We start from the raw sequence: 22,183 nt of genomic DNA on the forward strand, positions 1-22,183 counted from the left end.
CAATATCCGGTGTCCTGTTTTACAAGGGTAGTCCGTGTGCGGCATTCCACAATTCTTCGCGGACAAGATCAAAACCGCGGGGGTCCAAGACCAGCCGCAGCGGAATTGATCCTCCAAGTGCCCGATTGGGTTCGTGAAACCATTCAGTAATCGCATCTTCATTCAAAGACTTCAAGGCAAGGGCAATAAGCTCCTGCAGCCTGATCAACGGATAATACTGCGCCGGCGGACCATCCTCTAACCAGCGGTAGACGGTCCTGATGCCGGTATCCAACAGCAGGGAAAGCTCCCCATCAGACGGATTTAAAAGACGCTTGATTTCAGCAACCGGGTTATCGGTCTTTCTTGCCCGGACTGGTCTATGTTTGGCAATTGCAGGCATAAGTTTCTCTTCACTTCAATATAGTATATGACTGTCATTATGTCAATATTTTATGATAATATTTCTGTAACACTCGTCATTACTGATTGCTGTCTGCGTACTTTTTATATACGTCATCACACTCTCGAGGGGTGAGTCTGATAGGGGCAGGTCACCTATTAACTATTACCTCTTACCTGTCTTTTTACATACACCACTCTCTGCGGATATGGAATCTCAATGCCTTCTTCCCTGAATCTTTTAAACACCCTCTTCAATATCTGATGCTGTACAGACTTCTGATTTTCATACTCACGGATATGGCAGACAATCTCAAAATCAATGGATGATTCACCAAGTTTGTGAAATCTGACTGAAGATGATGTCCCGCAAATTTCATGTATCTCATCAGCCGCCTTTTCCATCTCTTCAGTAAGTACCTGTTCTACTCTATCAGGGTCTGCGTTATAGCTTACGGATATTGGGATTGAGATGGCCATCTCCTTATCAGGGAGTGAATAGTTTGTTACAATGCTCTGAGAAAGTTTATTGTTAGGTATAATCACCATATTATTCGGAAGCATCCTGATTCGGGTAGTCCTCCAGGTAATATCATCTACATATCCCTCCTGACCTGATTCGAGCCTTACAAAATCCCCCACCTTCACTGACTTCTCCACCAGTATGTGAATACCTGCGAAAAGATTTGACAGTGTATCCTGAAGTGCAAGTGCTACAGCAAGACCTCCGACACCCATTGCAGTGATCAGAGGGGCAATGGATATGCCTAACACGCTAAGCGTTATCAGTACTCCAAGAATAATAATCGTAATCTTAACAATACCGTGTGCAAGACCGGTTGATGGGATGGGGAGATTTGATTTCCTGATGTAGTGGTCAAGTATCTTGCCTGAGAGACCGGCAATAGCAAAAGCAATAGACATGATAACTATTACATGTATTGCCTTTGAGATATAAAAGACATAATTCTCAGGTAATCCGGATATTGCAACCCCGATATAAAGACCAATTGCAATAGTCAGGTAAATTGAAGGGGTCTTAATTGCACTGATGATAATATCATCAATATCAGTCTCAGTCTTATCTGCCCAGCGTTGCAGTGTCTTAGCCGCAACACCCCTGACAATAAACAGGATAACCATTGACAGCAATGAAATTATTGCAGGTATGAGGATATTTTTAAAATTATCGTCCATTTGAATGTTTACTTTATATCATCACTACTTCCTGAAAGACCGTCCGGGCCTTTGCTGTAAATACTGTAACCTTGCGGCAGTGGTTCAAAGACAAATTTATTACCCCATGGGTCCGTTATAATATCTTCGCTAATGAAATGTTCTTGATAAAGCGATTCAAGGGATTCCGACAATTTACCGTTTGCCTTCTGATAAAATGTAATTGCATTTCTCAGGGAGGTCATCTCATCTACTGCTGAGGATTTCTTTAATCTATCATAAGCTGAAGAATAATCCTTGATACCGGCAATCTCTCTAATTGAGAAAAATATAAAAATGGAACTAACAATAAATATCAATATAGCAATCTGAACAGCGGTCCAGATACGTCTCTTTTCATTTTTTTCTTCATGAAGGGGTACGTCAAATCCCTCCGGCGGGGTTGGAAAACCCCGCCTATCCAGAGATATATTATGGATAGGTGGGACATTCTTGTCCCATCCATTTTCATCCACCTTTGTGAGCGCCCCGCTCATGTTCGATTCATCCGAAGATGAGCGCAGCTCACCCTCCCCTTGCGGGAGGAGGTTAAGGGGAGGAGTGGATGTTATCTCCTCTATAAGCCCCGCTACTTTTAATGCAGCTATGTTTTTGAAGACATCAAACTCTGTAAGATTTACAAGTTGTTTGATCATACGTATATCCCTCTGCCCGTCAATCAGATTGAAGACACTCATCTCCTCCGGGGTTAAAGAGGAAAATAATGACTCTGCTTCTTCACCTTTTAATGATTGAGAAAAGATTATATTCTCTGATGAGATATGGGATTCAATGTATGGCCATTCATCAAGCATCCGGATACCTTCCATAAGGATGAAATCAGTTGGAATCGGTATCTGATACTCCTTTTCATATTCAATCTCCTGTGCATCAAATTTATACCATCCGTTCTTCCATCTGAATGCCTGAAATATCACATCTTTTATCTGTATCTGTAAAACATCTTTCAGATCATCCTCTGAAATTGCACCGGAGGCCGTAAGTATGTGACCGATTTTTCCACCTGTATTCTGCTGAACAATAAGGGCATCTTCAAGCGCCTTTTCAGACAGCTTCCCTAACCCTATAAGAAGCCTCCCGACCTTCTCATTCTCTCCCATTTTGGTTGATACAGCATAGACTATCTCTCCTACGGAGAAATTTATTGATGCAACAGCCTCACCGTTTTGGATTGTGAGTACACCGCTCTTTTTCTGGAGGTTGATGAGCTGAAATATATCGGCAATGCCGAAGTCTTTTATAGAACCTTCTAATGCCATTTCTTATTTAAAACGCATCCTTATATATTTGAAGTTTAAGAATATCATTACATAAGAAACAATTATGAGAAACAATCCTACAAGGTAAATCTTATGCGGGATAATATAGGCTGAGAATCTTATGTCATATAAATTACCGGATAAAAAACATAAAAGACCCATAAAGAAAATTAGATTTACAATAATGCCGAAGAATGTATTTCCCCTGTAGATATGCCAAATCCCTGGTAGAAGAAATGAAAATCGTTTATCAAGACCTGTTTCAGTTATTTCTTCTTTCTCCCCTTTCTTCCTGCACTCCATGCATATACTCCCAAAGACCCTTGACCCTTTACATAACCCGCAAACAATCCGTCTGCACTCAGGACAATAGTAGGCCATTGGGGTCCTTGGTTTAACATAAGATAATACAGTAATAAATATAAGTAGACTGACACCAAGAAACGGGAATCTGTCCCCGGATATTCTGAATATCCCATGCAGGACATCCTGCTCCCACATCTTTGATTCTTCTGTAGGACGCAGTGCAACAGACCACAGGTCGCTTTTACTTATTGGATAATCTACTACACTACTTCCGCCTTTTGAAGAAATACCTGAAAACTTTTCTGTGTCCTTGAGATTGATACCTCGTGCAGTGTTATATGCCTTATCAGCCTCTTCAAACATCAATTTCTCACGGTATGCGAGACTAAGATTGTATGAGGGTATGGCAGATATTGATGTCTCTTTAGCCGCGGCCTTGTAATACTCAATTGCCTTATCATGGTCACCTGATTCAAAATAAAGATTGCCGATATTATTCAAGGCTGTAGTCTTAACGCCCTCATTGTCAGAAACAAGAATTTTCCTGTAGTATTCAATTGCCCCGTTAATGTCACCTTCTTTACTAATTAAAGCGGCGATACTTAGCGGCAGGTAAGTATTATCAGGCATAGCTGCGTATTGTTCTTTAAGTTTCATAATAAGGGTAGTGTCCCCGATGCCGTTGTCTGCTGCAATCAAACCCTGTAAGGTTATATTGTTATGATTATTAAGATAACCGGCATTATATTTAAGCAGTATTGGAAGGGATAATAAAAATATCAGGATAAGTACCGCAGTTATTCTTTCTCTCTTGTTCAAATAAATCCAGAGGCAGATAATCCAGAATATTACAAACCATCCTATTCCCAATACTGCGGGAAAAACAACAACAAAACCTAAAAACAGGGGACGCAGATAACCTTCAATATAGTTAGATGTAGTTTCCCTGAAGGTATGATAAAAAACAGGCAGGATACGTATCATCCATGCGAGCAAAATAGAAAAAGATGTGAATAGGATAGTAATCGTCAGGAAAAGGAAAACCGTGCCGGTAATGTTATAAAGTGTCCGGAAGTCCTTAAAAGAGACCTTGATCCCATCTATATATTCTGAAAATGCAGGGGCAAACTTTGACATCTTCCTGAGAGATTTTGCAGTAAGAAAATATGCAGGGGCATAATCAGGGGATAATTCTTTTGCACTGACTCCAATCCTGTAAGCCTCTTCTGCCTGTCCTTTATCAATATTTATGTAGCCTTCCCTGATGAGAAGCGGCAGTGATTGTGTATGCGTTGTTTTTGATGATTGAACCCCAGCAAAAACATTAGTTGCAATAAGGATAAAGATAAGAAAAAGTAAGGTAGTTGTAGTGTTATTATTCTTAATCTTATTCTTACTTATCCGCTTTTCTTCCCCGCTGATAAGTCTCTTTATGTTTTCAATATGGCGAATATAAATCATTGATGAAATCAGGATTGTAAAAATCAAGTACAGTATGGATTTTTCTCCTAAGACGACTACGATCGGCATTAATGCAAAAGAAATCAAGGCGCCAAGGGATGAATATTTCCATAAAACCAGACTGATTATCCAAATACCAAGTGTGATAAACCCTGCATAAGGCCACAGTGCAAACAAAACACCATAACTCGTTGCAACCCCTTTACCCCCTTTAAATTTCAGGTATACGGGAAAGTTATGACCTATCACAGCGGCAAATGCGATAACAAGTGTCCATGAATCTATTCCCCATAATTGCCTTGCAATAAGTACCGGTATAAATCCTTTTAACGCATCCAGTAATAATGTAATAGCACCGCCGAGTTTACCTGTGGTTCTAAGGACATTGGTAGCACCGATATTCCCACTGCCCATCTTCCGTATATCACCGGCACCCATGAACATAGATATTATAAGGCCGAATGGGATCGCACCGGTAAAATAGCTGACCACTGTAAGCAATATTTTAATAAAATAACTATTCATATCTAAAAAAGGCTGCTAACCACAGAGGCACAGAGACACAAAAAAATATTTTTTTAATTCTTCAATTACTCTGTGTCTCTGTGTTTATACAATATCTTTATCCTTGTTAAAATTACTCCAGAATCTGTAAAAATATTCAAAGGCCGAGATGAGGGATAATATTGCGGCAAACCAGAGGCCTACAGTTCCAATAAAGTGGAAATCAATGGTTTCTCCGGCTATTATAACAGGATAGCCGAGAACAAGAAGAATTATTGCGAAAATCTGAACAACTGTTTTATACTTCCCGATATCTCTTGCCTCAATAACAACCCCTACAGAGGAGGCTATTGCCCTTAATCCGGTTATTGCAAGCTCCCTTCCAATTATCAGGATCGCAATCCATGATGCAACCCTTCCGAACTCTACAAGCATAACAAGCGCTGATAGAACAAGAAGTTTATCTGCAACCGGGTCAAGGAATTTGCCGGAGAGAGTAACCTGTCCCCATTTTCTTGCTAAATAACCATCAAACCAGTCGGTTATTGAGGCAACTGAAAAAACCAGGGCCGCCCAAAAAGAACGATCAGATGTAGGGGTATTAAATACAATTATAAAAAAAGGGATTAATAATATTCGAATAATCGAAAGGATATTCGGGAGATTCAATTTCTTTCCTTCATCTTTAGAATGAAGTCTATTACCTCACGTACTGCCCCCTCCCCTCCCCTTCTCTCCGTTACCATATCTGTTATCTCTTTTACTCCATCAATGGCATCAGATGCCGTAGCAGAAAGACCAATAATCTTAAGGAGAGGAATATCAATCAGGTCATCACCCATAAAGGCAAATTCCTCATCTGTTAAGTTAAACCTTGATTTAATCTCATTGTACACGCCGACCTTGTCATGAATCCCCAGATGTACCTCTTCAATCTTCAGTTCTTTTGCCCTGTACTCAACTGATTTGGAGTATCTGCCTGATATTATTCCAACATCAATACCCGCCTTTCTCAACAGATAAATCCCATGGCCGTCATGTATATGAAATGCCTTTAACTCATTCCCATTACTATCAATAAATATCCTGCCGTCGGTAAGTATACCGTCAACATCAAGGAGGAGGAATTTTATGTTTTGGACCTTATGTTTAAGTATCTCTAAATCTTTCATCTGAAAATCCTCAAAGATAACCCCATCCCCACCCTAACCCTCCCCTTGAAGGGGAGGGAATAAAAACTAATCCCCCTCTCCCTCAGGGAGAGGGAATAATCTATGGACCCTCTCCCCTGGCGGGAGAGGGTCCGGGAGAGGGTGGGGTTTTTCTAATTACGTACTCAGCACTCCGAATTTAAACGATTCCCTTCCTCAGCAAATCATGCAGATGGATCACGCCTTCAACTGTCCTGTCCTCACTCAGAATTACAAGGGAGGTTATTGAATATTTTTCCATAAGTTGTACAGCAGATACTGCAAGGGAATCTTTTGCAATGGTCTTGGGATTCTTTGTCATCACCTCTTTTGCAGTAAGCTTGAACAGGTCTTTTTCATTTCCTGTCCACCTCTCAAGCAGTCTTCGCAAATCTCCATCAGTTATAATCCCTGCAAACTTATTAACATTGTCCACTACAGTAGTCATTCCAAGTTTCCGTGATGTCATCTCGCAGATTACATCCTTCATAAAACTGTCTTCATGAATAGTCGGGACATCAGGATTCTTGTGCATAATGTTCTCAACTTTCAACAGAAGCCTTCTTCCAAGTGCACCACCCGGATGAAATAGTGCAAAATCGTCCTCTTTAAACCCCCTCTTCTCAAGCAGGGCTATTGCAAGTGCATCACCCATAGCAAGTGTAACAGTTGTACTTGCAGTAGGGACAAGGTTCATCGGACATGCCTCTTCCTTAACACTTACGTCAAGTGTTACGTCACTGTTTCTTGATAGTGTTGAGTTGTTCCTGCCGGTCAAACATATCAGCCTCAGATTCATACGTTTGAATGTTGGAAGGAGTGCAACAATCTCATCCGTTTCACCACTGTTAGAAATAGCAAGTACTACATCATCCCGCATAACCATTCCAATATCTCCATGAATACCCTCTGCCGGATGGAGAAAAAAGGATGGTGTGCCTGTACTTGCAAACGTAGCACTTATCTTCTTACCGATGAGGCCGGACTTACCCATACCGGTAACAACCACCCTGCCATCACACGCGAAAAGCGTATCAACCGCCTTTGAAAACTCCTTATCAAGCCTGCCAATCAAATCCTCAATCGCCCTCGCCTCAATCGCCAGAACCCGTTTACCAATCTCTATACTCATATCAGAATAGTTCCTCTCTCATCCTTATAAAATTCCCAAGCCCGGTCATGTCAAGCATAAACTTCCCGGTATCTTTTAATGGAAACTGTGTAGCCTTATCAGACAATGCCTTGGACGGGTCAGGATGTACCTCCATAAAGATTCCACGACAGCCGGCGGCAACTGCTGCCCTTGAAAGCGGAGTTATAAATTCACTCTGACCGCCGGAGGCATTTCCAACACCGCCAGGCAACTGGACACTATGTGTTGCATCAAATACTACCGGATAACCAAAAGACTTCATTACTGAAATAGCCCGCATGTCCACCACAAGATTATTATAGCCGAACATCGTCCCACGCTCAGTAAGAATAATATTTTTATTTCCTGTTGACTCGATCTTCTCAACAACATTCTTCATGTCCCAGGGTGAAAGAAACTGGCCCTTTTTAATGTTTACCGCATTTCCGGTTAAGGCAGCCGCAATCAAAATATCAGTCTGCCTGCACAGGAATGCAGGTATCTGGATTATGTCTATAATATCTTTAACCCTTGCGGCCTCTTCAGGGTGATGTATGTCGGTCAGCAAAGGCAGGCCGGTCTTAACTTTTACCTTCTCAAGAATCCTTAGCCCCTCTTCAATACCCGGCCCCCTGTATGATGAAACAGAAGTCCTGTTGGCCTTGTCATAAGATGCCTTAAATATAACCGGCACATTATGAAATTCAGAAATCTTCCTCAGTTCCGAGGCAGTCTCCAAAACCATCCCCTCATCTTCAATAACACACGGGCCGGCGATGAAGAATAACGGTGATTGAGTTGTTTGAAAAAGTTCTTTTATATTTACCTGCATATTCATCCTAAAATCTCTTCCGGCGGGGTAAGAAAACCCCGCCTATCCCTTTCTACGAGGATAGGCGGGACTTTCTTGTCCCGCTGATTTTCATGCCCCTTTGTGAACCCTCGGTTCATGGGAGTTCATCCTAAAATCTCCATAGCTCACCCCATCCCCACCCTAACCCTCCCCTTGAAGGGGAGGGAATAAACTAAGCACCCTCTCCCTCAGGGAGAGGGTCCGGGTGAGGGTGGGGTTTTCATTGCCCTTTGTGAGCGCCCCGCTCATGAGGGTTCATCCGAAAAGTCACCCCCCCAACCCCCCCTTGAAAAAAGGGGGGGGAGTTTCTTGGTTACCTAATCACTAATCACTCTTCACTTTTCACTGCCTTTAACTGCTTCACCGCTGCCCCTATAAATGATGCAAATAGCGGGTGTGGTAAAACAGGCTTTGACTTGAATTCAGGATGGAACTGGGTTGCAAGGAACCATGGATGGTCTTTAATCTCAACGATCTCAACGAGGTCTTTTTCAGAGTATATCCCGCTTATAGAGAGGCCGTTCTTGATAAAAATATCCCTGTATTCATTGTTAAACTCATATCTATGGCGGTGTCTCTCATGTATCAGGGCACTTTTGTATGATTGGTAGGCAAGAGAGTTAGGCATTAACACGCATGGATATGCGCCGAGACGCATGGTACCACCCTTTTCTACCCCCTCCTGCCCCTCCATAATATGTATCACAGGATGAAGGGCCTTTTCATTAAACTCAGTGCTGTTAGCCCCTCCAAGACCAGCGACATTCCTTGCGAATTCTATAACAGCGCACTGCATCCCAAGACAAATCCCAAAGAATGGGACATTGTGTTCCCGCGCGTAACGGATTGAAACTATCTTACCTTCAATCCCTCTATTCCCGAAGCCGCCTGGAATAAGTATCCCCTGCACATTGGAAAAGAATGACTCCGGCCCGATCTTTTCCACCTCTTCTGCATCAATCCATTCTATGTCTACTCCGGCCTTATTCGCTATCCCGCCGTGGTTTAATGCCTCACACAGACTCTTATACGAATCCTTCAGGTGAATATATTTACCGACAACAGCTATCTTTACCCTGCATTCAGGATTTTTAACCCTGTTTGCAATATTCTCCCATACGCTGATATTGGAAGAGCCTGCAGAGATATTGAGATTTTTTAAGATAATCTTATCAAGCCCATCCTCATGGAGCATAAGCGGGACTTCATAGATACTTTCTACATCCCTTGCAATAATAACTGCATCAGGTTCAACATTACAGAAGAGTGCGATCTTCCTCTTTGCCTCTGATGGAATGGGACGGTCTGTCCTGCAAAGTAATATATCCGGCTGGATACCGATTTCCCTGAGCTTATTTACACTGTGCTGAGTAGGTTTTGTCTTCAACTCATCAGCGGCCTTAACAAAGGGGATCAGAGTAAGATGAATGAAAAGTGTCCTGTCCTTAGCAAAGTCAAACCTGAACTGCCGTATAGCCTCAAGAAAAGGGAGGCTTTCTATATCGCCAACGGTACCGCCAATCTCCACGATAACAACATCATTCGTATCCGACAGATCCAGAACGCATTTCTTAATCTCATCTGTTATGTGAGGCACCATCTGCACTGTCCCGCCGAGATACTCGCCCCTGCGTTCTTTTGAAATAACATTGAAATAGATCTTGCCTGTAGTAAAATTATTCCCTCGTGAGGCAATAAAAGATGTGTATCTCTCATAATGCCCAAGGTCCAGGTCAGTTTCAGTCCCGTCATCAGTAACAAAAACCTCACCGTGCTGAAACGGGTTCATTGTTCCGGGGTCAACATTTATATAAGGGTCAAACTTCAGAAATGTCACCTTTAATCCCAAACCTTCAAGAATGGTACCGATTGAAGCAGATGCAATACCTTTACCGAGCGATGAAACAACACCGCCTGTAACAAAAATAAATTTAGTTTTTTCATTCATGTTTATTTACCCTTTCATCACCCGAAAATCGTCATAGCCCACCCTCCCCCTACCCCCCTCCCGTCATTTAAATTTGGGGAGGGGGAATATTCTATGTACCCTCTCCCCTAAGGGGAGAGGGGAGGGTGAGGGGTTGTTTCAATCTGTTTTAGATCTTCCTGTGTATCTATCCTGTAGGAATTATAATGAGTCTCTTTAACTTTAATTTTAAATCCATGTTCTAATGCCCTTAACTGCTCCAATTTCTCGAGGTCTTCAAGTATTGTTGTTGGAAGGGTGCAGAATTGCATGAGAAAGTCCCTTCTGTAGGCATAAATACCGAGGTGTTTATAAAAGGTTTTGGCAGGTACAGGGTTTTCATTATAATCTGATTTGGCATCTGATTTATAATCTGATTTGTCTCGGATGAATGGGATAGGAGACCTTGAGAAATATAGTGCAAAATCATTGACATCAGTTACAACCTTAACAACGTTCTTATCATTCAATTCTTCAGGATCTTTAATCTCTATTTTTAGAGTTCCCATCATGATACCGTTATCTTCAACAAGCGTATTAATGAGTTCATCAACCATTTCAGGCCCTGTTAATATTTCATCAGCCTGGAGATTGATAATTATGTCCTCATCTGATTTTTCTACTGCCTCTGCACAGCGGTCTGAACCGGTACGAGGTTTCGATGATGTCATAATTACATTGCCGCCGAATCCGGTTACTGCATTATATATATTTATGTCATCTGTGGCTACAATTACTTTGGTTACAATCGCTGATTTTTTTACAGCCTCATACGTCCATTGAATAAGAGGCTTTGAGTGCAACAGAGCAAGCGGCTTTCCGGGAAATCTTGTAGAACCGTAGCGGGCTGGTATTATAACGATAGCATTGTTATTCAATCTAAAATCTCCATGGCTCACCCCCACCCTACCCCTCCCCCCTCAAGGGGGAGGGGATTCCTCTTCTTGATTTAAGTCTTTACTATTCACTATTCACTGTCTTTCTTCTTACTTCTATCTTCTTACTTCTAACATCTACTTTCAACGCTCATCGCCCTGACAATCTCCTCCCGCTTAACCGTAGCCGTCCCGACAACACCCACTACAATACCTGCGGCATAATTTGCTATCCTTGATGCATCGCATAGTGAAGCGCCGGCAGCGAGAGAAAGTGCAAGTGTACTTACAACTGTATCCCCTGCACCGGTAACATCAAAGACCTCCCTGGCAACAGATGGGACGTGCGTTACATTTCCATTTTTTTCAAACAGGTTCATCCCATGCTCTCCCCGGGTAATAAGGATTGCATCTGCCTCTGAATGTTTAAGCAATGTTTCTCCTGCCTGATAAAGGGATGCATCATCAGTAATCTTGATTCCTGAAGCCGCAGATGCCTCATTCGTATTCGGGGTAATAACAGTTGCTCCGGTATAATAATTAAAGTGTTTTAGTTTGGGGTCAACAATAACACTCAAATTATTCTGCTTCGCAATCTCTAAAACCCCTTTTACAAGCCGGCTCGTCACAACCCCTTTTGCATAATCTGAGATAACAATTATGCCGGTACCGTTAATATGAGTATTTATGTAATCAAGTATCTTATCCTGAGACTGTCGGGAAATATCCCCTCTGGATTCGTGATCAAAACGGACTACATGCTGACTGTGTGCAACAACCCTTGTCTTCTTAGAGGTTGGCCGTCCGTCTTCAACTGCTATACCTCCTGTATCTACCCCTTCTGCCCTCAGGTTGTGAATAATCCACTGCCCCATGGCATCATTTCCCACCACACCACAAATAGTCACCTTGCCGCTTAGAGAAAGTATGTTATTCGCAACATTTCCGGCCCCTCCGAGCATGTAACCTTCCCTCTGAACATCCACAATCGGCACAGGGGCCTCTGGAGATATCCTCTCCACCTTCCCCCATATATAATGGTCCGCAATAAGATCCCCAATAACAATAACCTTAGATTTATCAAAATTATTTATACAATTAATTAATTGTTCAGTATTGTTTTTCATTTAAGACAACCCCATCCCCACCCTACCCCTCCCCTTGAAGGGGAGGGAATTTCTTCTTGATTTATGTCTTTACTATTCACTATTCACCACTCACTATTCACTGTTTTTCTTCTTACTTCTTGCTTATAAATTCTTACTTCTGCTCCCTGCTCACTGCTTACTGCTCACTCATCTAATCCAATGCCCAATCCTTTTCCACCTGACCCAGCTATCCTCTCCATCCCATGACCAGTAGATAATAAATGCCCTGCCCTTTATCTTATTCAGCTTTACAAAGCCCCAGTATCTGCTGTCAAGGCTGAAGTCCCTGTTATCTCCCATAACAAAATAAGATCCTTCAGGTACAATAACCGGCCCAAAGTTATCGCGCGGCTGAATACCATAAGGGTAGACTACTGCATCATTGTGCTCCGGATATGATTCTTCAAGTGGATTGCCGTTTATATATACCTTTTTCTCCTTAACCTCCAGTGTATCGCCGGGGAGGCCGATGACACGTTTAATAAAATCCTTACTCTCATCCTCAGGATACTTGAAAACAATAATATCCCCGCGTGCAGGTTTTTTAAACGGTATAATAATCCTGTCTGTAAACGGGAGTTTGGTCCCATAAATAAACTTACTTACCAGAATATGGTCCCCTATCTTTAACGTCGGAATCATTGACCCTGAAGGGATCTTGAATGCCTGAATAAAGAATGCCTTAATAATCAGGGCCATTACAATTGCTATAACAATTGATTCTACATATTCACGTATGATGTTCTTTTTATCTTTTTTATTTTCCATATAACTTAATCCTTCACCTGAAGTATCGCAAGGAATGCCTCCTGCGGTATCTCTACCCTTCCAAACTGTTTCATTCGCTTTTTCCCCTTCTTTTGTTTTTCCAGCAGTTTTCTTTTTCTTGATATATCTCCGCCATAGCACTTGGCTATAACATCCTTCTTTAATGCCTTGACAGTCTCCCTTGCAATAATCTTTGCACCTATCGCCGCCTGTATGGCAACCTCAAACATCTGTCTGGGAATAAGCTCCTTCATCTTCTCAGCAAGCATACGCCCGCGTACCTCAGCCTTATCCCTGTGGGTAATAAAAGAGAGTGCATCAACAACCTCGCCATTCAACAATATATCAAGCCTTACAAGATTTGATTCCCTGTAGCCAAGAATTTCATAATCAAGTGAGGCATACCCTTTGGATATTGACTTCAGCCTGTCGTAGAAATCCATCACAATCTCATTTAACGGGAGTTCATATAATAGCATCATGCGTTCTTTGCTGACATACTTCAACTCACGCTGAATCCCGCGGCGTTCCTGGCATAAACCTATAATCGCCCCTGCATATTCTGAAGGCGTAATTATTGTAGCAATTATAAACGGCTCTTCAAATCTCTCAATAAACTGTACCTGCGGTAACCTTGCAGGACTGTCTATTAAAAGTACCGCGCCATTTGTAGTGGTTACCCTGTAAACTACCGTAGGGGCTGTACTTAAAAGGTCAAGACCGAATTCACGCTCAAGCCTTTCATGGATAATCTCCATGTGAAGTAGGCCGAGATAACCGCACCTGAAACCGAATCCTAGTGCAAGAGAGCTTTCAGGCTCAAAAGTGAAAGACGAATCATTGAGCCTCAATTTCTCTACTGCATCCCTTAGATCCTTGTAGTCGTCCGATTCCACAGGATAAAGTCCTGCAAAGACCATTGGTTTTACTTCCCTGTAACCTGGAAACGCAGATTCAGTAGGATGGGATGCATCGGTGATGGTGTCCCCGATTTTTGTATCACCTACCTTTTTAATACCTGCAACTAAGAAACCTACCTCTCCTGCTGATAATTCATTGACAGTCACAGGCTTTGGCGTGAATATACCGAGTGTCTGGACTTCAAGAATATTGCCTGTAGACATAAACTTTATCTGCTGACCTGGGAATATACTGCCGTCAACTACACGAATCAGTACAATAACCCCCTGATAATTGTCATACCACGAGTCAAACATCAGGGCCTTAAGAGGACGGTCAATATCACCGGTCGGATGAGGTATTTTTTTTATTATTGATTCAAGGATATCAACAGTCCCGATACCCTCTTTGGCGCTTGCAGGTATGGCCTCACTTGCATCCAGCCCAAGCACCTCTTCTATCTGTCTTTTGGCATCCTCAACATCAGCACCGGGCAGGTCAATCTTATTAATAACCGGCAATATTTCAAGGTTATTATCAATGGCAAGGTAGGTATTAGCGATTGTCTGTGCCTCAACACCCTGCGATGCATCTACAATAAGCAGTGCACCCTCACAGGCCGCAAGGCTTCTCGATACTTCATAAGTAAAATCCACATGCCCTGGGGTATCAATGAGATTAAGAATATACTCATTCCCATCCTTTGCCGTGTAATGAAGCCGCACAGCATGGGCCTTAATCGTAATCCCCCTCTCACGCTCAAGGTCCATGGCATCGAGCACCTGCTCCTTAAAATCCCTCTGCTCAAGTGCCCCGGTCTGTTCAAGGAGACGATCGGCTAAGGTTGATTTACCATGATCAATGTGTGCGATTATGGAAAAGTTTCTAATCTTCTGTTGGAGTGCCATCTTATAGAGATAATTTGTAGATTCCCTGCAGCAATCTGCCGTGAATCTTCGAAATGTAAGGTATTACCTATTTATATACGCTCGCTTTGCATTTTCATTTTTTTAAGAATAAAATTATAAGGGAAATGGATGAATGATGTCAAATTCTGGAGGAGATATACCGATAAAAAAAATGTCCTGACAAAATTCAAGAATAACTGAGCACGGTAAGATGAATTTATTATTTGCCATAATAATATCTTTAGTATTGATCTCAGGCTGTGGGAAAACCGCAGGCATTGATAGTCCTGATGTCGGTCTTGAAAATACAGACACTCCTGCTTTAACAGCATCTTCCAAGTCAATCAGTGAGGTTGGTTATTCAACAAGTAATCTCCCGGTCCCTGAAGTAACAAAGCAATGGGTATTGTCAGGGAACCTGCCTAAGGGCCTATATGACCATGCCTCTGCATTATGGAATGACTATTTGTATGTTTCCGGCGGATTTGGTCCGGGCCCTTATGTAAATACGAATGAGATATATATCTTCAGGGTTCTCCCTGATAAGACTGTTAATATGTACGCTGTCTCATCAATACCGGAAAAGAATCTGGTGTTTGGAAAGGGCGAAAAGGCAAAGGTTGTTGGGATTGACGGCCATTCTATGATTATATTTAATAACACCCTTTACATAATTGGAGGTAAGTTTCAGTATGTACGAACTGATTGTTATCCTGTATCCGATGCCCCGTGCTTCACACCAACGCCAACCGCATGGAATAAAAATATCTTTTATGCATCAATAAATCCGGACGGCACCCTTTCAACCTGGCATGAGATGCCCCTTCCTGATGCTGTCGGACCTTATACTACAGGGGTTACAGAGGTGGATGGTTATCTTTATATTATTGGCGGCTGGGATGGTGAAAAGAATACCGGCACAGTTATCTCTGCACCTTTCTTGCCTAATGGCGGGTTAGGCGAATGGCATTCGGAATTTTCTTTACCGATTGGATTAAGTAAACACGCTGTATCAGCATCCGGTAGATTTATCTATGTAACGGGTGGAAGTACCGGAGAGGCTGCGCAGTTTTCTTATGCACAGGGATATAGTAACAAAGTATACTTTGCAACTGTTCAGCGTGACCATTCTATAGATGGCTGGAAGAGTATTGAACCACTCCCTGATTTGTGGATTGACCATAAGTTGATTGCCGCAGGAAAAAAACTTTTCATAACCGGCGGGCGTAATGTTAATGAATATTACGATTATACGGGAGATTATTACGATTATCTTATACATGATACTATCCTGTCAGCCCAAATCAATGATGATGGAACTCTGGGGGCATGGACTTATTACAGTACCATGCCCATTCCGGTAGTCCGCCATTCAGTTTCAGCTAATAAGGATGGTATGTTTGTCATCGGCGGGGCAAGCGGGCAGGACATTAATCAAATAAGCTGTATATCAGGGGTTTGCAGTGCACCTTATGTCAGGGAAAGCTCGATATTTTTTCTGGGGTTGGACTGAAGCAGCTTGATCCGAAAACCCCTCCAGCGGGGTAAGAAAACCCCGCCTATCCAGATATATATCAAGGATAGGTGGGACATTCTTGTCCCACTCATTTTCATGCCTCTTTGTAAGCCCGCGGCTCGCTGGGTATCATTGATTTGTAAAAAACTTCAATATCTTCTGGAACTTCGGATGTCTGAGTTTACGCAATGCCTTAGCCTCTATCTGCCGGGTTCTCTCTCTTGAAACCTTCAACAGGTCTGCGATTTCATCTAATGAGTATGTCCTGCTGCCGCCGATGCCGTAGCGCATCCTTAATACATCTGCCTCTTTGTCTGATAAATCCGACAGCGCCTGCTTCATTTGTTCATTAAGTTCATTCCCTTCAACCTCATCATGAGGGGCTGCGGCAGTTGTATCCTCAATAAAATCTATCAGCATTGTATCTTCTTCACTGCCTACCATGGCATCGAGAGACACCGTATACAGATCTATATTCAGTAACTCATCTATCTTTTCAACCGGGATTTTTATTATCTCAGCCAATTCTTCTTTCTCAGGTTCTCTCCCGTTTGCCTGAATAAAGTGATATGAAGTACGCATAATCTGATTGAGAGTATCTATTATATGCTGAGGGATCCGGATGGTCCTTGTCTGGTCCGTAATTGAACGTGAAACTGCCTGACGTATCCACCATGTTGCGTAAGTAGAAAACCTGTAACCCCTCTGATACTCAAACCTCTCAACTGCACGCATCAGGCCGATATTACCCTCCTGTATAAGGTCCGACAAAGGAAGTCCCCTGTTCATGTATTTTCTCGCAATACTCACTACAAGCCTTAGATTAGACTTCACAAGCATGTCTTTGGCATCTTCAACATCTATGTTTATTAAATTTATATTCTTTAAAATGCTATCAGTGTTACTTAGCTTCGCAATAACTGTCTCACAAAGGTTTGTCTCTTTATCTATTTCAACGAGCAGGGTTATTAATCGTTCGTCATCACCCGAAAACACCCCCCCAAGCCCCCCCTTAAACAAAGGGGGGGGATTCCCGTTTTCATTTGTGAGATACCGTCTCATTAGTGGTTCATTACAAATACCCACTGCCTCCTCTATCTTTCGAATTAATCTTTTAAGTTCATCTTCACTTTCAATAAGGATCCCTTCATCATCAAAATTCACCAACTTTGTGGTATTCTTTTTTTCCTTTTCTATAATACGTTGCTTTAAATCTTTCAGTTCATCAATTATTTTACCGGATTTTAATAATTCATTTACAACAGCAGACTTCCCCTTTTCTATTCTCTTAGCAAGCCTTACTTCATCCTCCCTTGAAAGGAGTGAGGCAGAGCGTATCTCTTTGAGATAGGCATTTACAGGCTCAGACGGCGGGGCAGACGGCACACCCTTCCCTTCTCTGGACTTATTCGTATCATCAATAAGTTCTTCTTCAGGAGATAGTTCAATGTGCCTTTTCACATTTTTCATATTCGTACCTTGTTATACCCCATCCCCACCCTACCCCTCCCCTTGAAGGGGAGGGAATCTTCTACCTTCAGCCTTCAGCCTTCAGCCTAATAACCTATTACCAAATTTTCCCATTCGATTTTATCACTTTGAAAACCCAATGTCATGTATAATCAAAATAAATACTATTTGACATGTAATTTTCAATTTGGCAATATATTCCCCTGACACTATAGAACATTAAAGACATTCATAAGTCAAATTATTCATACCGAATACTATATGGAGTTATCTGATAATAAAATCCTGAAATGCCTTAAAGAGCTTCCGGCAAATAATATTTATTATATTAGCCCGAGACAATATTTTCTCAGGGGATACGAATATTACAGAGACAGGCGGGTATCCGATTTTGTATGGTCGGGCGATAAAAACCTTCTCACAGCAAAGGTTGTCGGAAATAACATCTACTCCGTTATTTTCTTTGATATTAATGAAACACTGAAATATAAATGTGATTGCCCTTCATGGTCCCAATCCAATCATTGCAAACATGTAATATGTGCATTACTCACCATAAAGAATACTATTAACCCTGAATTATTTGCTATGTCGGACCGCTATGACCGGGATGCCTACAGGGATAAACTCAAAGCCATCCTTTTTTCAACGAATGATTCTGCCAATTCTATTATTACTAATGATGATTTGTCTTTTGAATATGACCTTGTCCTTGAACAAGAGATTTTTGTCAGAGCATTGAAAATCAATATCGAGAAAGACGGACGGCCTGTTGCAAGGAATCTATTTTACCGTCTGCCTGAGGAGATTCGTAATCTAATTAAATTCGATGCCTATTATTATCATGACATAGAAAATGATGTAATAACTTTTCTCCAAAAGAATAAGAATTTACCCCCACTTTTTATTAAATCAGAGAATAAAAATATACCTCTAAAATGGGATAAAACACTGCGGTTTAACTCTAAAACTGAGTTAGATGTAACAGGAAATTCAGTCTCCATAAAGAAAATTGCAATATCCAACAGTGATACCTGCTCTGATATACGTATGTTAGGAAACAATTTAATAGCTGATCTTGAATCAGGCAGGCTGGGTATTCTTAAAGGTCATGATGGATGGGGGGTCTCATACTTTTTTGAGAAAATTATTGACGAGATGGATTATACCCGTATAGACCAAATCACTGCCGGAAATATAAATAAATTAAAGAGTATTTATGGTAATGCAAATTACAATCGTGTGATGCCTCTTGAGCTGTTTAATGATATCCATCTTATGATACATGATGATAAAGCTGTACTTAAAGACCTCACACTGAAAGTCAATCATATTGTCTCAGAGGTAGAAACACCAATCCCTTCTTACAGTATGATTATCGAACCGATACACAAGGCCTCTAATAATATGATCTTAAAGGCATGTTGTAATTATTCAGGTAATATAGATTCAACTTCAGGATTATTTTTTTCCTTTCTGACCACTGCAACAAAAGGGTTAAACATTTCTCACTCTTTAAAGGTGCGTAAAAGGTGGTCTGTACTGGTTAAAACGTTTTTTGAACTACTTACCGCTGAGACTAAGAATGAGGCACAGAAGATTATAAGGGAGTCACTTTCTGAAGGAGATTTTTTAAAGCGCAAGGTCAGGCAGGAGGCCAAAGACCTTCTGATGGAGGCATATTCAAGGCTCAATACCAAATCATCTTTACTCCGTTTTACCGGAGGGAAGTGGAATCTGATCAGGAATAATAAGCCTGCAGAGTCATTACTATACACAATCCCTTATCAAATATTCGGGATGGATGTCTTTCTCAACATGCACACTCACAATGAGATTATTATGGATTCTAAGAAGATATACAGCAGTCTCCCGCTGCTCAGCCGGAGACTAAAAGAACATGGAATTCCTTTATTTTTTAAGGGTAAATCTGTTGTCACATCCAAATGGGATTTTTCATTTGATGCAAGCAGGAGTATGGGTATTGACTGGTTTGAGATTAAACCGGAGATTAAATGCGACGGCAGGTTAATTGATGATGACAAATGGGAACAGATTTTATCTCAGGATGGTGTAGTAGAGGATGGTGATGTAATCCAGATACTTGATTCTGATTCCCGTGAAATTCTCAAAACCATTTCATCCATGTATCAATCTCAGGATAAAAAGTCTTCAGGTGATAAACGTGAAAAAGAGATTGTCCGGATACCGAGGCTCAGGATCCTTGACTGGATATATTTAAGAAATGCAGGGGTTAAGGTTAAACTTTCAGAAGAGGATGAAGAGCTGTTTGCAAGGCTGAATGCTTTTGAAAAGATTGAGAAGAGGCCCTTGCCTGATAAGTTAAATGCGAAATTAAGGCACTATCAAAAGGATGGTTATTACTGGCTTGCATTCCTTTATGAGCATCAGTTCGGTGCATGCCTTGCTGATGATATGGGGCTTGGAAAGACATTGCAGGCCATCACCCTTCTTGCAGGAATAAAGGAAGGAACTGTCAATGTTTCAAAGGAGTATATTAATCTGCCTCATCTATTAGTATTACCGCCGAGCCTTTTATTTAATTGGGAAAATGAGATAAACCGCTTTTATCCTGAATTAAAGATTCATGCCTATACAGGTAAAGAACGGAGTACGGATTTTAAAGGGTGTGACATCGTACTAACAACTTACGGCCTTATCCGCAGGGATATTGAGACCTTAAAAAAAGAAACATTCAACGTCATTGTCTTTGATGAGGCTCAGACCGTTAAGAATATATATGCAGATACAACCGGCGCTGTAAGACACTTAAACGGTTTTTTCAAGCTGACAATGACCGGCACACCTGTTGAAAATCACCTTGGAGAATATTACTCCATACTTGACCTTGCTGTCCCAGGATTGCTTGGTGATTATGACAACTTCAAATCCTATATTAAAACAGAGACAACCCCTTATGTTGACATGATCCTTAGAAGGACAAGACCATTTGTTCTAAGGAGGACAAAGGAGAAGATACTAAAAGAGCTTCCGCCTAAAATAGAATCCGACATCTATCTTGAACTTACTGATAAACAGAAGGCGCTCTATAAAAGGACCGTTGATAGTGTGCGGATGACGATTGCAGATGCATACAAGAACAAGACAGCATCTCAGGCACAGATTATCGCCATCACTGCCATATTAAAGCTGAGACAGATTTGCGTATCTCCAAAACTTATTGACCCTTTACATGAAGACACATCACCCAAGATCGAGTTCCTGATAACAAAATTAAATGAACTCCTCAGCGAAGGACACAGCGCCCTTGTGTTCTCCCAGTTCACGAGTTTTCTTGACATCCTTGAAATGGACCTGAAAAAACATGCTATTTCCTTTACAAGGCTTGACGGAAAAACTGCTGTCGGAAAAAGAAAACAGCTTGTTGAGGGATTTCAAATGGGAGCAAATGCCTCAATATTTCTACTGAGCCTGAAGGCAGGAGGTCAGGGGCTAAACCTTACAAGGGCATCTTATGTATTTCACCTTGACCCATGGTGGAACCCTGCTGTAGAAAACCAGGCATCAGACAGGGCACACAGGATTGGCCAGACAAACAAGGTAACCATAACACGTATACTCATGAGGCACACAGTTGAAGAGAAGATGATGGAGTTAAAGAAAAAGAAACTTGCATTATACAATGCAGTAATGGGAGAATCCGCCGGCAGTAAGCAAGGACTGTCTGTGTCAAAGGCAGACTTTGATTATTTGATAGAGAATGCATAGTGAAGAGCATAGGTAATAGGTTAATAGGCTGAAGGCTGAAGCGAGAATCAGGAAACAGGAGGTAACTCCTTAATTCCCCTCCCTTGACGGGAGGGGGGTAGGGGGAGGGTGAGCAAAAGCTGACTCTTAAATTATAGAAGATAGAAGTTAGAAGATAGATGCAAGAAGTAAGATAAAAGAAGTAAAACTATTGATATGCAGACATGGCGGCTGATAAATACCGGTTCTAATAACGGCTACTATAATATGGCGGTTGATGAGGCGATTGTTATTGCCTGCAGGGAAGGGGTTGTCCCGCCGACTCTAAGATTCTATACGTGGGATCCTCCTTGCGTATCCATTGGATACTTTCAGAAGATTGATAGTTCATCCGAAAATCCCTTCCGGCGGGGTAAGAAAACCCCGCCTATCCATTTCTTCGAGGATAGGCGGGACTTTCTTGTCCCGCTGATTTTCATGGCCCTTTGTGAACCCTCGGTTCATGGGAGTTCATCCGAAAATCAACCCCATCCCCACCCTACCCCTCCCCTTGAAGGGGAGGGAATCAACGTAGCCCCCTC

At 41.8% G+C, this 22,183-nt stretch carries 16 protein-coding genes; 2 read left to right on the forward strand and 14 right to left on the reverse strand.

Features of this window, described 5'->3' with window-relative positions; translation table 11 throughout:
* Positions 1-19: 19 nt before the first annotated feature.
* The 13 genes from HZA08_01505 to lepA all read right to left on the reverse strand — a co-directional run bounded on the left by HZA08_01505 (position 20) and on the right by lepA (position 14,887).
* On the reverse strand, positions 20-382 hold the full coding sequence (locus tag HZA08_01505) for a DUF2384 domain-containing protein (GenBank protein MBI5192098.1): 363 nt from the start codon (positions 380-382) through the stop codon (positions 20-22).
* Positions 383-540: 158 nt separating this feature from the next.
* Positions 541-1,578, reverse strand: a complete 1,038-nt coding sequence (locus tag HZA08_01510; GenBank protein ID MBI5192099.1) for a mechanosensitive ion channel family protein — start codon at positions 1,576-1,578, stop codon at positions 541-543.
* Between the two features lie 8 nt (positions 1,579-1,586).
* Positions 1,587-2,876 (reverse strand): DUF4388 domain-containing protein, encoded by a 1,290-nt coding sequence (locus HZA08_01515; protein MBI5192100.1) that lies wholly within the window; start codon positions 2,874-2,876, stop codon positions 1,587-1,589.
* 3 nt (positions 2,877-2,879) lie between these two features.
* Positions 2,880-5,168 (reverse strand): glycerol-3-phosphate 1-O-acyltransferase PlsY, encoded by a 2,289-nt coding sequence (gene plsY / locus HZA08_01520; GenBank protein MBI5192101.1) that lies wholly within the window; start codon positions 5,166-5,168, stop codon positions 2,880-2,882.
* Positions 5,169-5,252: 84 nt separating this feature from the next.
* Complete coding sequence (gene pgsA / locus HZA08_01525) at positions 5,253-5,816, reverse strand: CDP-diacylglycerol--glycerol-3-phosphate 3-phosphatidyltransferase (protein MBI5192102.1); 564 nt, start codon at positions 5,814-5,816, stop codon at positions 5,253-5,255.
* Positions 5,813-6,319 carry an HAD-IIIA family hydrolase gene (locus HZA08_01530; GenBank protein ID MBI5192103.1) on the reverse strand — a complete coding sequence of 169 codons (507 nt, stop codon included), beginning with the start codon at positions 6,317-6,319 and terminating at the stop codon, positions 5,813-5,815. The genes pgsA and HZA08_01530 overlap by 4 nt, the downstream gene beginning before the upstream one ends.
* A gap of 178 nt (positions 6,320-6,497) precedes the next feature.
* Positions 6,498-7,469 carry a KpsF/GutQ family sugar-phosphate isomerase gene (locus HZA08_01535; GenBank protein ID MBI5192104.1) on the reverse strand — a complete coding sequence of 324 codons (972 nt, stop codon included), beginning with the start codon at positions 7,467-7,469 and terminating at the stop codon, positions 6,498-6,500.
* 1 nt (position 7,470) lies between these two features.
* On the reverse strand, positions 7,471-8,307 hold the full coding sequence (gene kdsA / locus HZA08_01540; protein MBI5192105.1) for a 3-deoxy-8-phosphooctulonate synthase: 837 nt from the start codon (positions 8,305-8,307) through the stop codon (positions 7,471-7,473).
* 343 nt (positions 8,308-8,650) lie between these two features.
* Positions 8,651-10,270 carry a CTP synthase gene (locus HZA08_01545; GenBank protein MBI5192106.1) on the reverse strand — a complete coding sequence of 540 codons (1,620 nt, stop codon included), beginning with the start codon at positions 10,268-10,270 and terminating at the stop codon, positions 8,651-8,653.
* Between the two features lie 107 nt (positions 10,271-10,377).
* A complete protein-coding gene (gene kdsB, locus HZA08_01550) occupies positions 10,378-11,166 on the reverse strand; it encodes a 3-deoxy-manno-octulosonate cytidylyltransferase (protein ID MBI5192107.1) in 789 nt (262 codons plus the stop codon).
* 128 nt (positions 11,167-11,294) lie between these two features.
* Entirely contained in the window at positions 11,295-12,290 is a 996-nt protein-coding gene (gene rfaE1, locus HZA08_01555) for a D-glycero-beta-D-manno-heptose-7-phosphate kinase (protein ID MBI5192108.1), read from the reverse strand.
* Positions 12,291-12,458: 168 nt separating this feature from the next.
* Positions 12,459-13,079, reverse strand: a complete 621-nt coding sequence (lepB, locus tag HZA08_01560; GenBank protein MBI5192109.1) for a signal peptidase I — start codon at positions 13,077-13,079, stop codon at positions 12,459-12,461.
* 5 nt (positions 13,080-13,084) lie between these two features.
* Positions 13,085-14,887 carry an elongation factor 4 gene (gene lepA, locus HZA08_01565; protein ID MBI5192110.1) on the reverse strand — a complete coding sequence of 601 codons (1,803 nt, stop codon included), beginning with the start codon at positions 14,885-14,887 and terminating at the stop codon, positions 13,085-13,087.
* Positions 14,888-15,098: 211 nt separating this feature from the next.
* Here lepA and HZA08_01570 point away from each other — a divergent pair, with 211 nt between their 5' ends.
* Positions 15,099-16,400, forward strand: a complete 1,302-nt coding sequence (locus tag HZA08_01570; protein MBI5192111.1) for a hypothetical protein — start codon at positions 15,099-15,101, stop codon at positions 16,398-16,400.
* 132 nt (positions 16,401-16,532) lie between these two features.
* Here the strand turns inward: HZA08_01570 and HZA08_01575 are convergent, their stop codons facing one another.
* On the reverse strand, positions 16,533-17,873 hold the full coding sequence (locus tag HZA08_01575) for a sigma-70 family RNA polymerase sigma factor (GenBank protein MBI5192112.1): 1,341 nt from the start codon (positions 17,871-17,873) through the stop codon (positions 16,533-16,535).
* A 261-nt stretch (positions 17,874-18,134) separates the two neighbouring features.
* On the opposite strand from HZA08_01575, the gene HZA08_01580 reads away from it, so the two are divergent.
* On the forward strand, positions 18,135-21,623 hold the full coding sequence (locus HZA08_01580) for a DEAD/DEAH box helicase (GenBank protein MBI5192113.1): 3,489 nt from the start codon (positions 18,135-18,137) through the stop codon (positions 21,621-21,623).
* The last annotated feature ends 560 nt before the right edge of the window (positions 21,624-22,183 follow it).

Source organism: Nitrospirota bacterium (assembly GCA_016212215.1).
Taxonomy (GTDB): domain Bacteria; phylum Nitrospirota; class 9FT-COMBO-42-15; order HDB-SIOI813; family HDB-SIOI813; genus JACRGV01.

Excerpts from the sequence above, each read along its gene's own strand:
- HZA08_01530 (MBI5192103.1), bottom strand. The coding sequence starts at position 6,319 with ATGAAAGATTTAGAGATACTTAAACATAAGGTCCAAAACATAAAATTC.
- rfaE1 (MBI5192108.1), bottom strand. The coding sequence starts at position 12,290 with ATGAAAAACAATACTGAACAATTAATTAATTGTATAAATAATTTTGAT.
- plsY (MBI5192101.1), bottom strand. The coding sequence starts at position 5,168 with ATGAATAGTTATTTTATTAAAATATTGCTTACAGTGGTCAGCTATTTT.
- lepB (MBI5192109.1), bottom strand. The coding sequence starts at position 13,079 with ATGGAAAATAAAAAAGATAAAAAGAACATCATACGTGAATATGTAGAA.
- HZA08_01510 (MBI5192099.1), bottom strand. The coding sequence starts at position 1,578 with ATGGACGATAATTTTAAAAATATCCTCATACCTGCAATAATTTCATTG.
- HZA08_01575 (MBI5192112.1), bottom strand. The coding sequence starts at position 17,873 with ATGAAAAATGTGAAAAGGCACATTGAACTATCTCCTGAAGAAGAACTT.
- kdsA (MBI5192105.1), bottom strand. The coding sequence starts at position 8,307 with ATGAATATGCAGGTAAATATAAAAGAACTTTTTCAAACAACTCAATCA.
- HZA08_01535 (MBI5192104.1), bottom strand. The coding sequence starts at position 7,469 with ATGAGTATAGAGATTGGTAAACGGGTTCTGGCGATTGAGGCGAGGGCG.
- HZA08_01570 (MBI5192111.1), top strand. The coding sequence starts at position 15,099 with ATGAATTTATTATTTGCCATAATAATATCTTTAGTATTGATCTCAGGC.
- HZA08_01505 (MBI5192098.1), bottom strand. The coding sequence starts at position 382 with ATGCCTGCAATTGCCAAACATAGACCAGTCCGGGCAAGAAAGACCGAT.
- lepA (MBI5192110.1), bottom strand. The coding sequence starts at position 14,887 with ATGGCACTCCAACAGAAGATTAGAAACTTTTCCATAATCGCACACATT.
- HZA08_01545 (MBI5192106.1), bottom strand. The coding sequence starts at position 10,270 with ATGAATGAAAAAACTAAATTTATTTTTGTTACAGGCGGTGTTGTTTCA.
- HZA08_01515 (MBI5192100.1), bottom strand. The coding sequence starts at position 2,876 with ATGGCATTAGAAGGTTCTATAAAAGACTTCGGCATTGCCGATATATTT.
- HZA08_01580 (MBI5192113.1), top strand. The coding sequence starts at position 18,135 with ATGGAGTTATCTGATAATAAAATCCTGAAATGCCTTAAAGAGCTTCCG.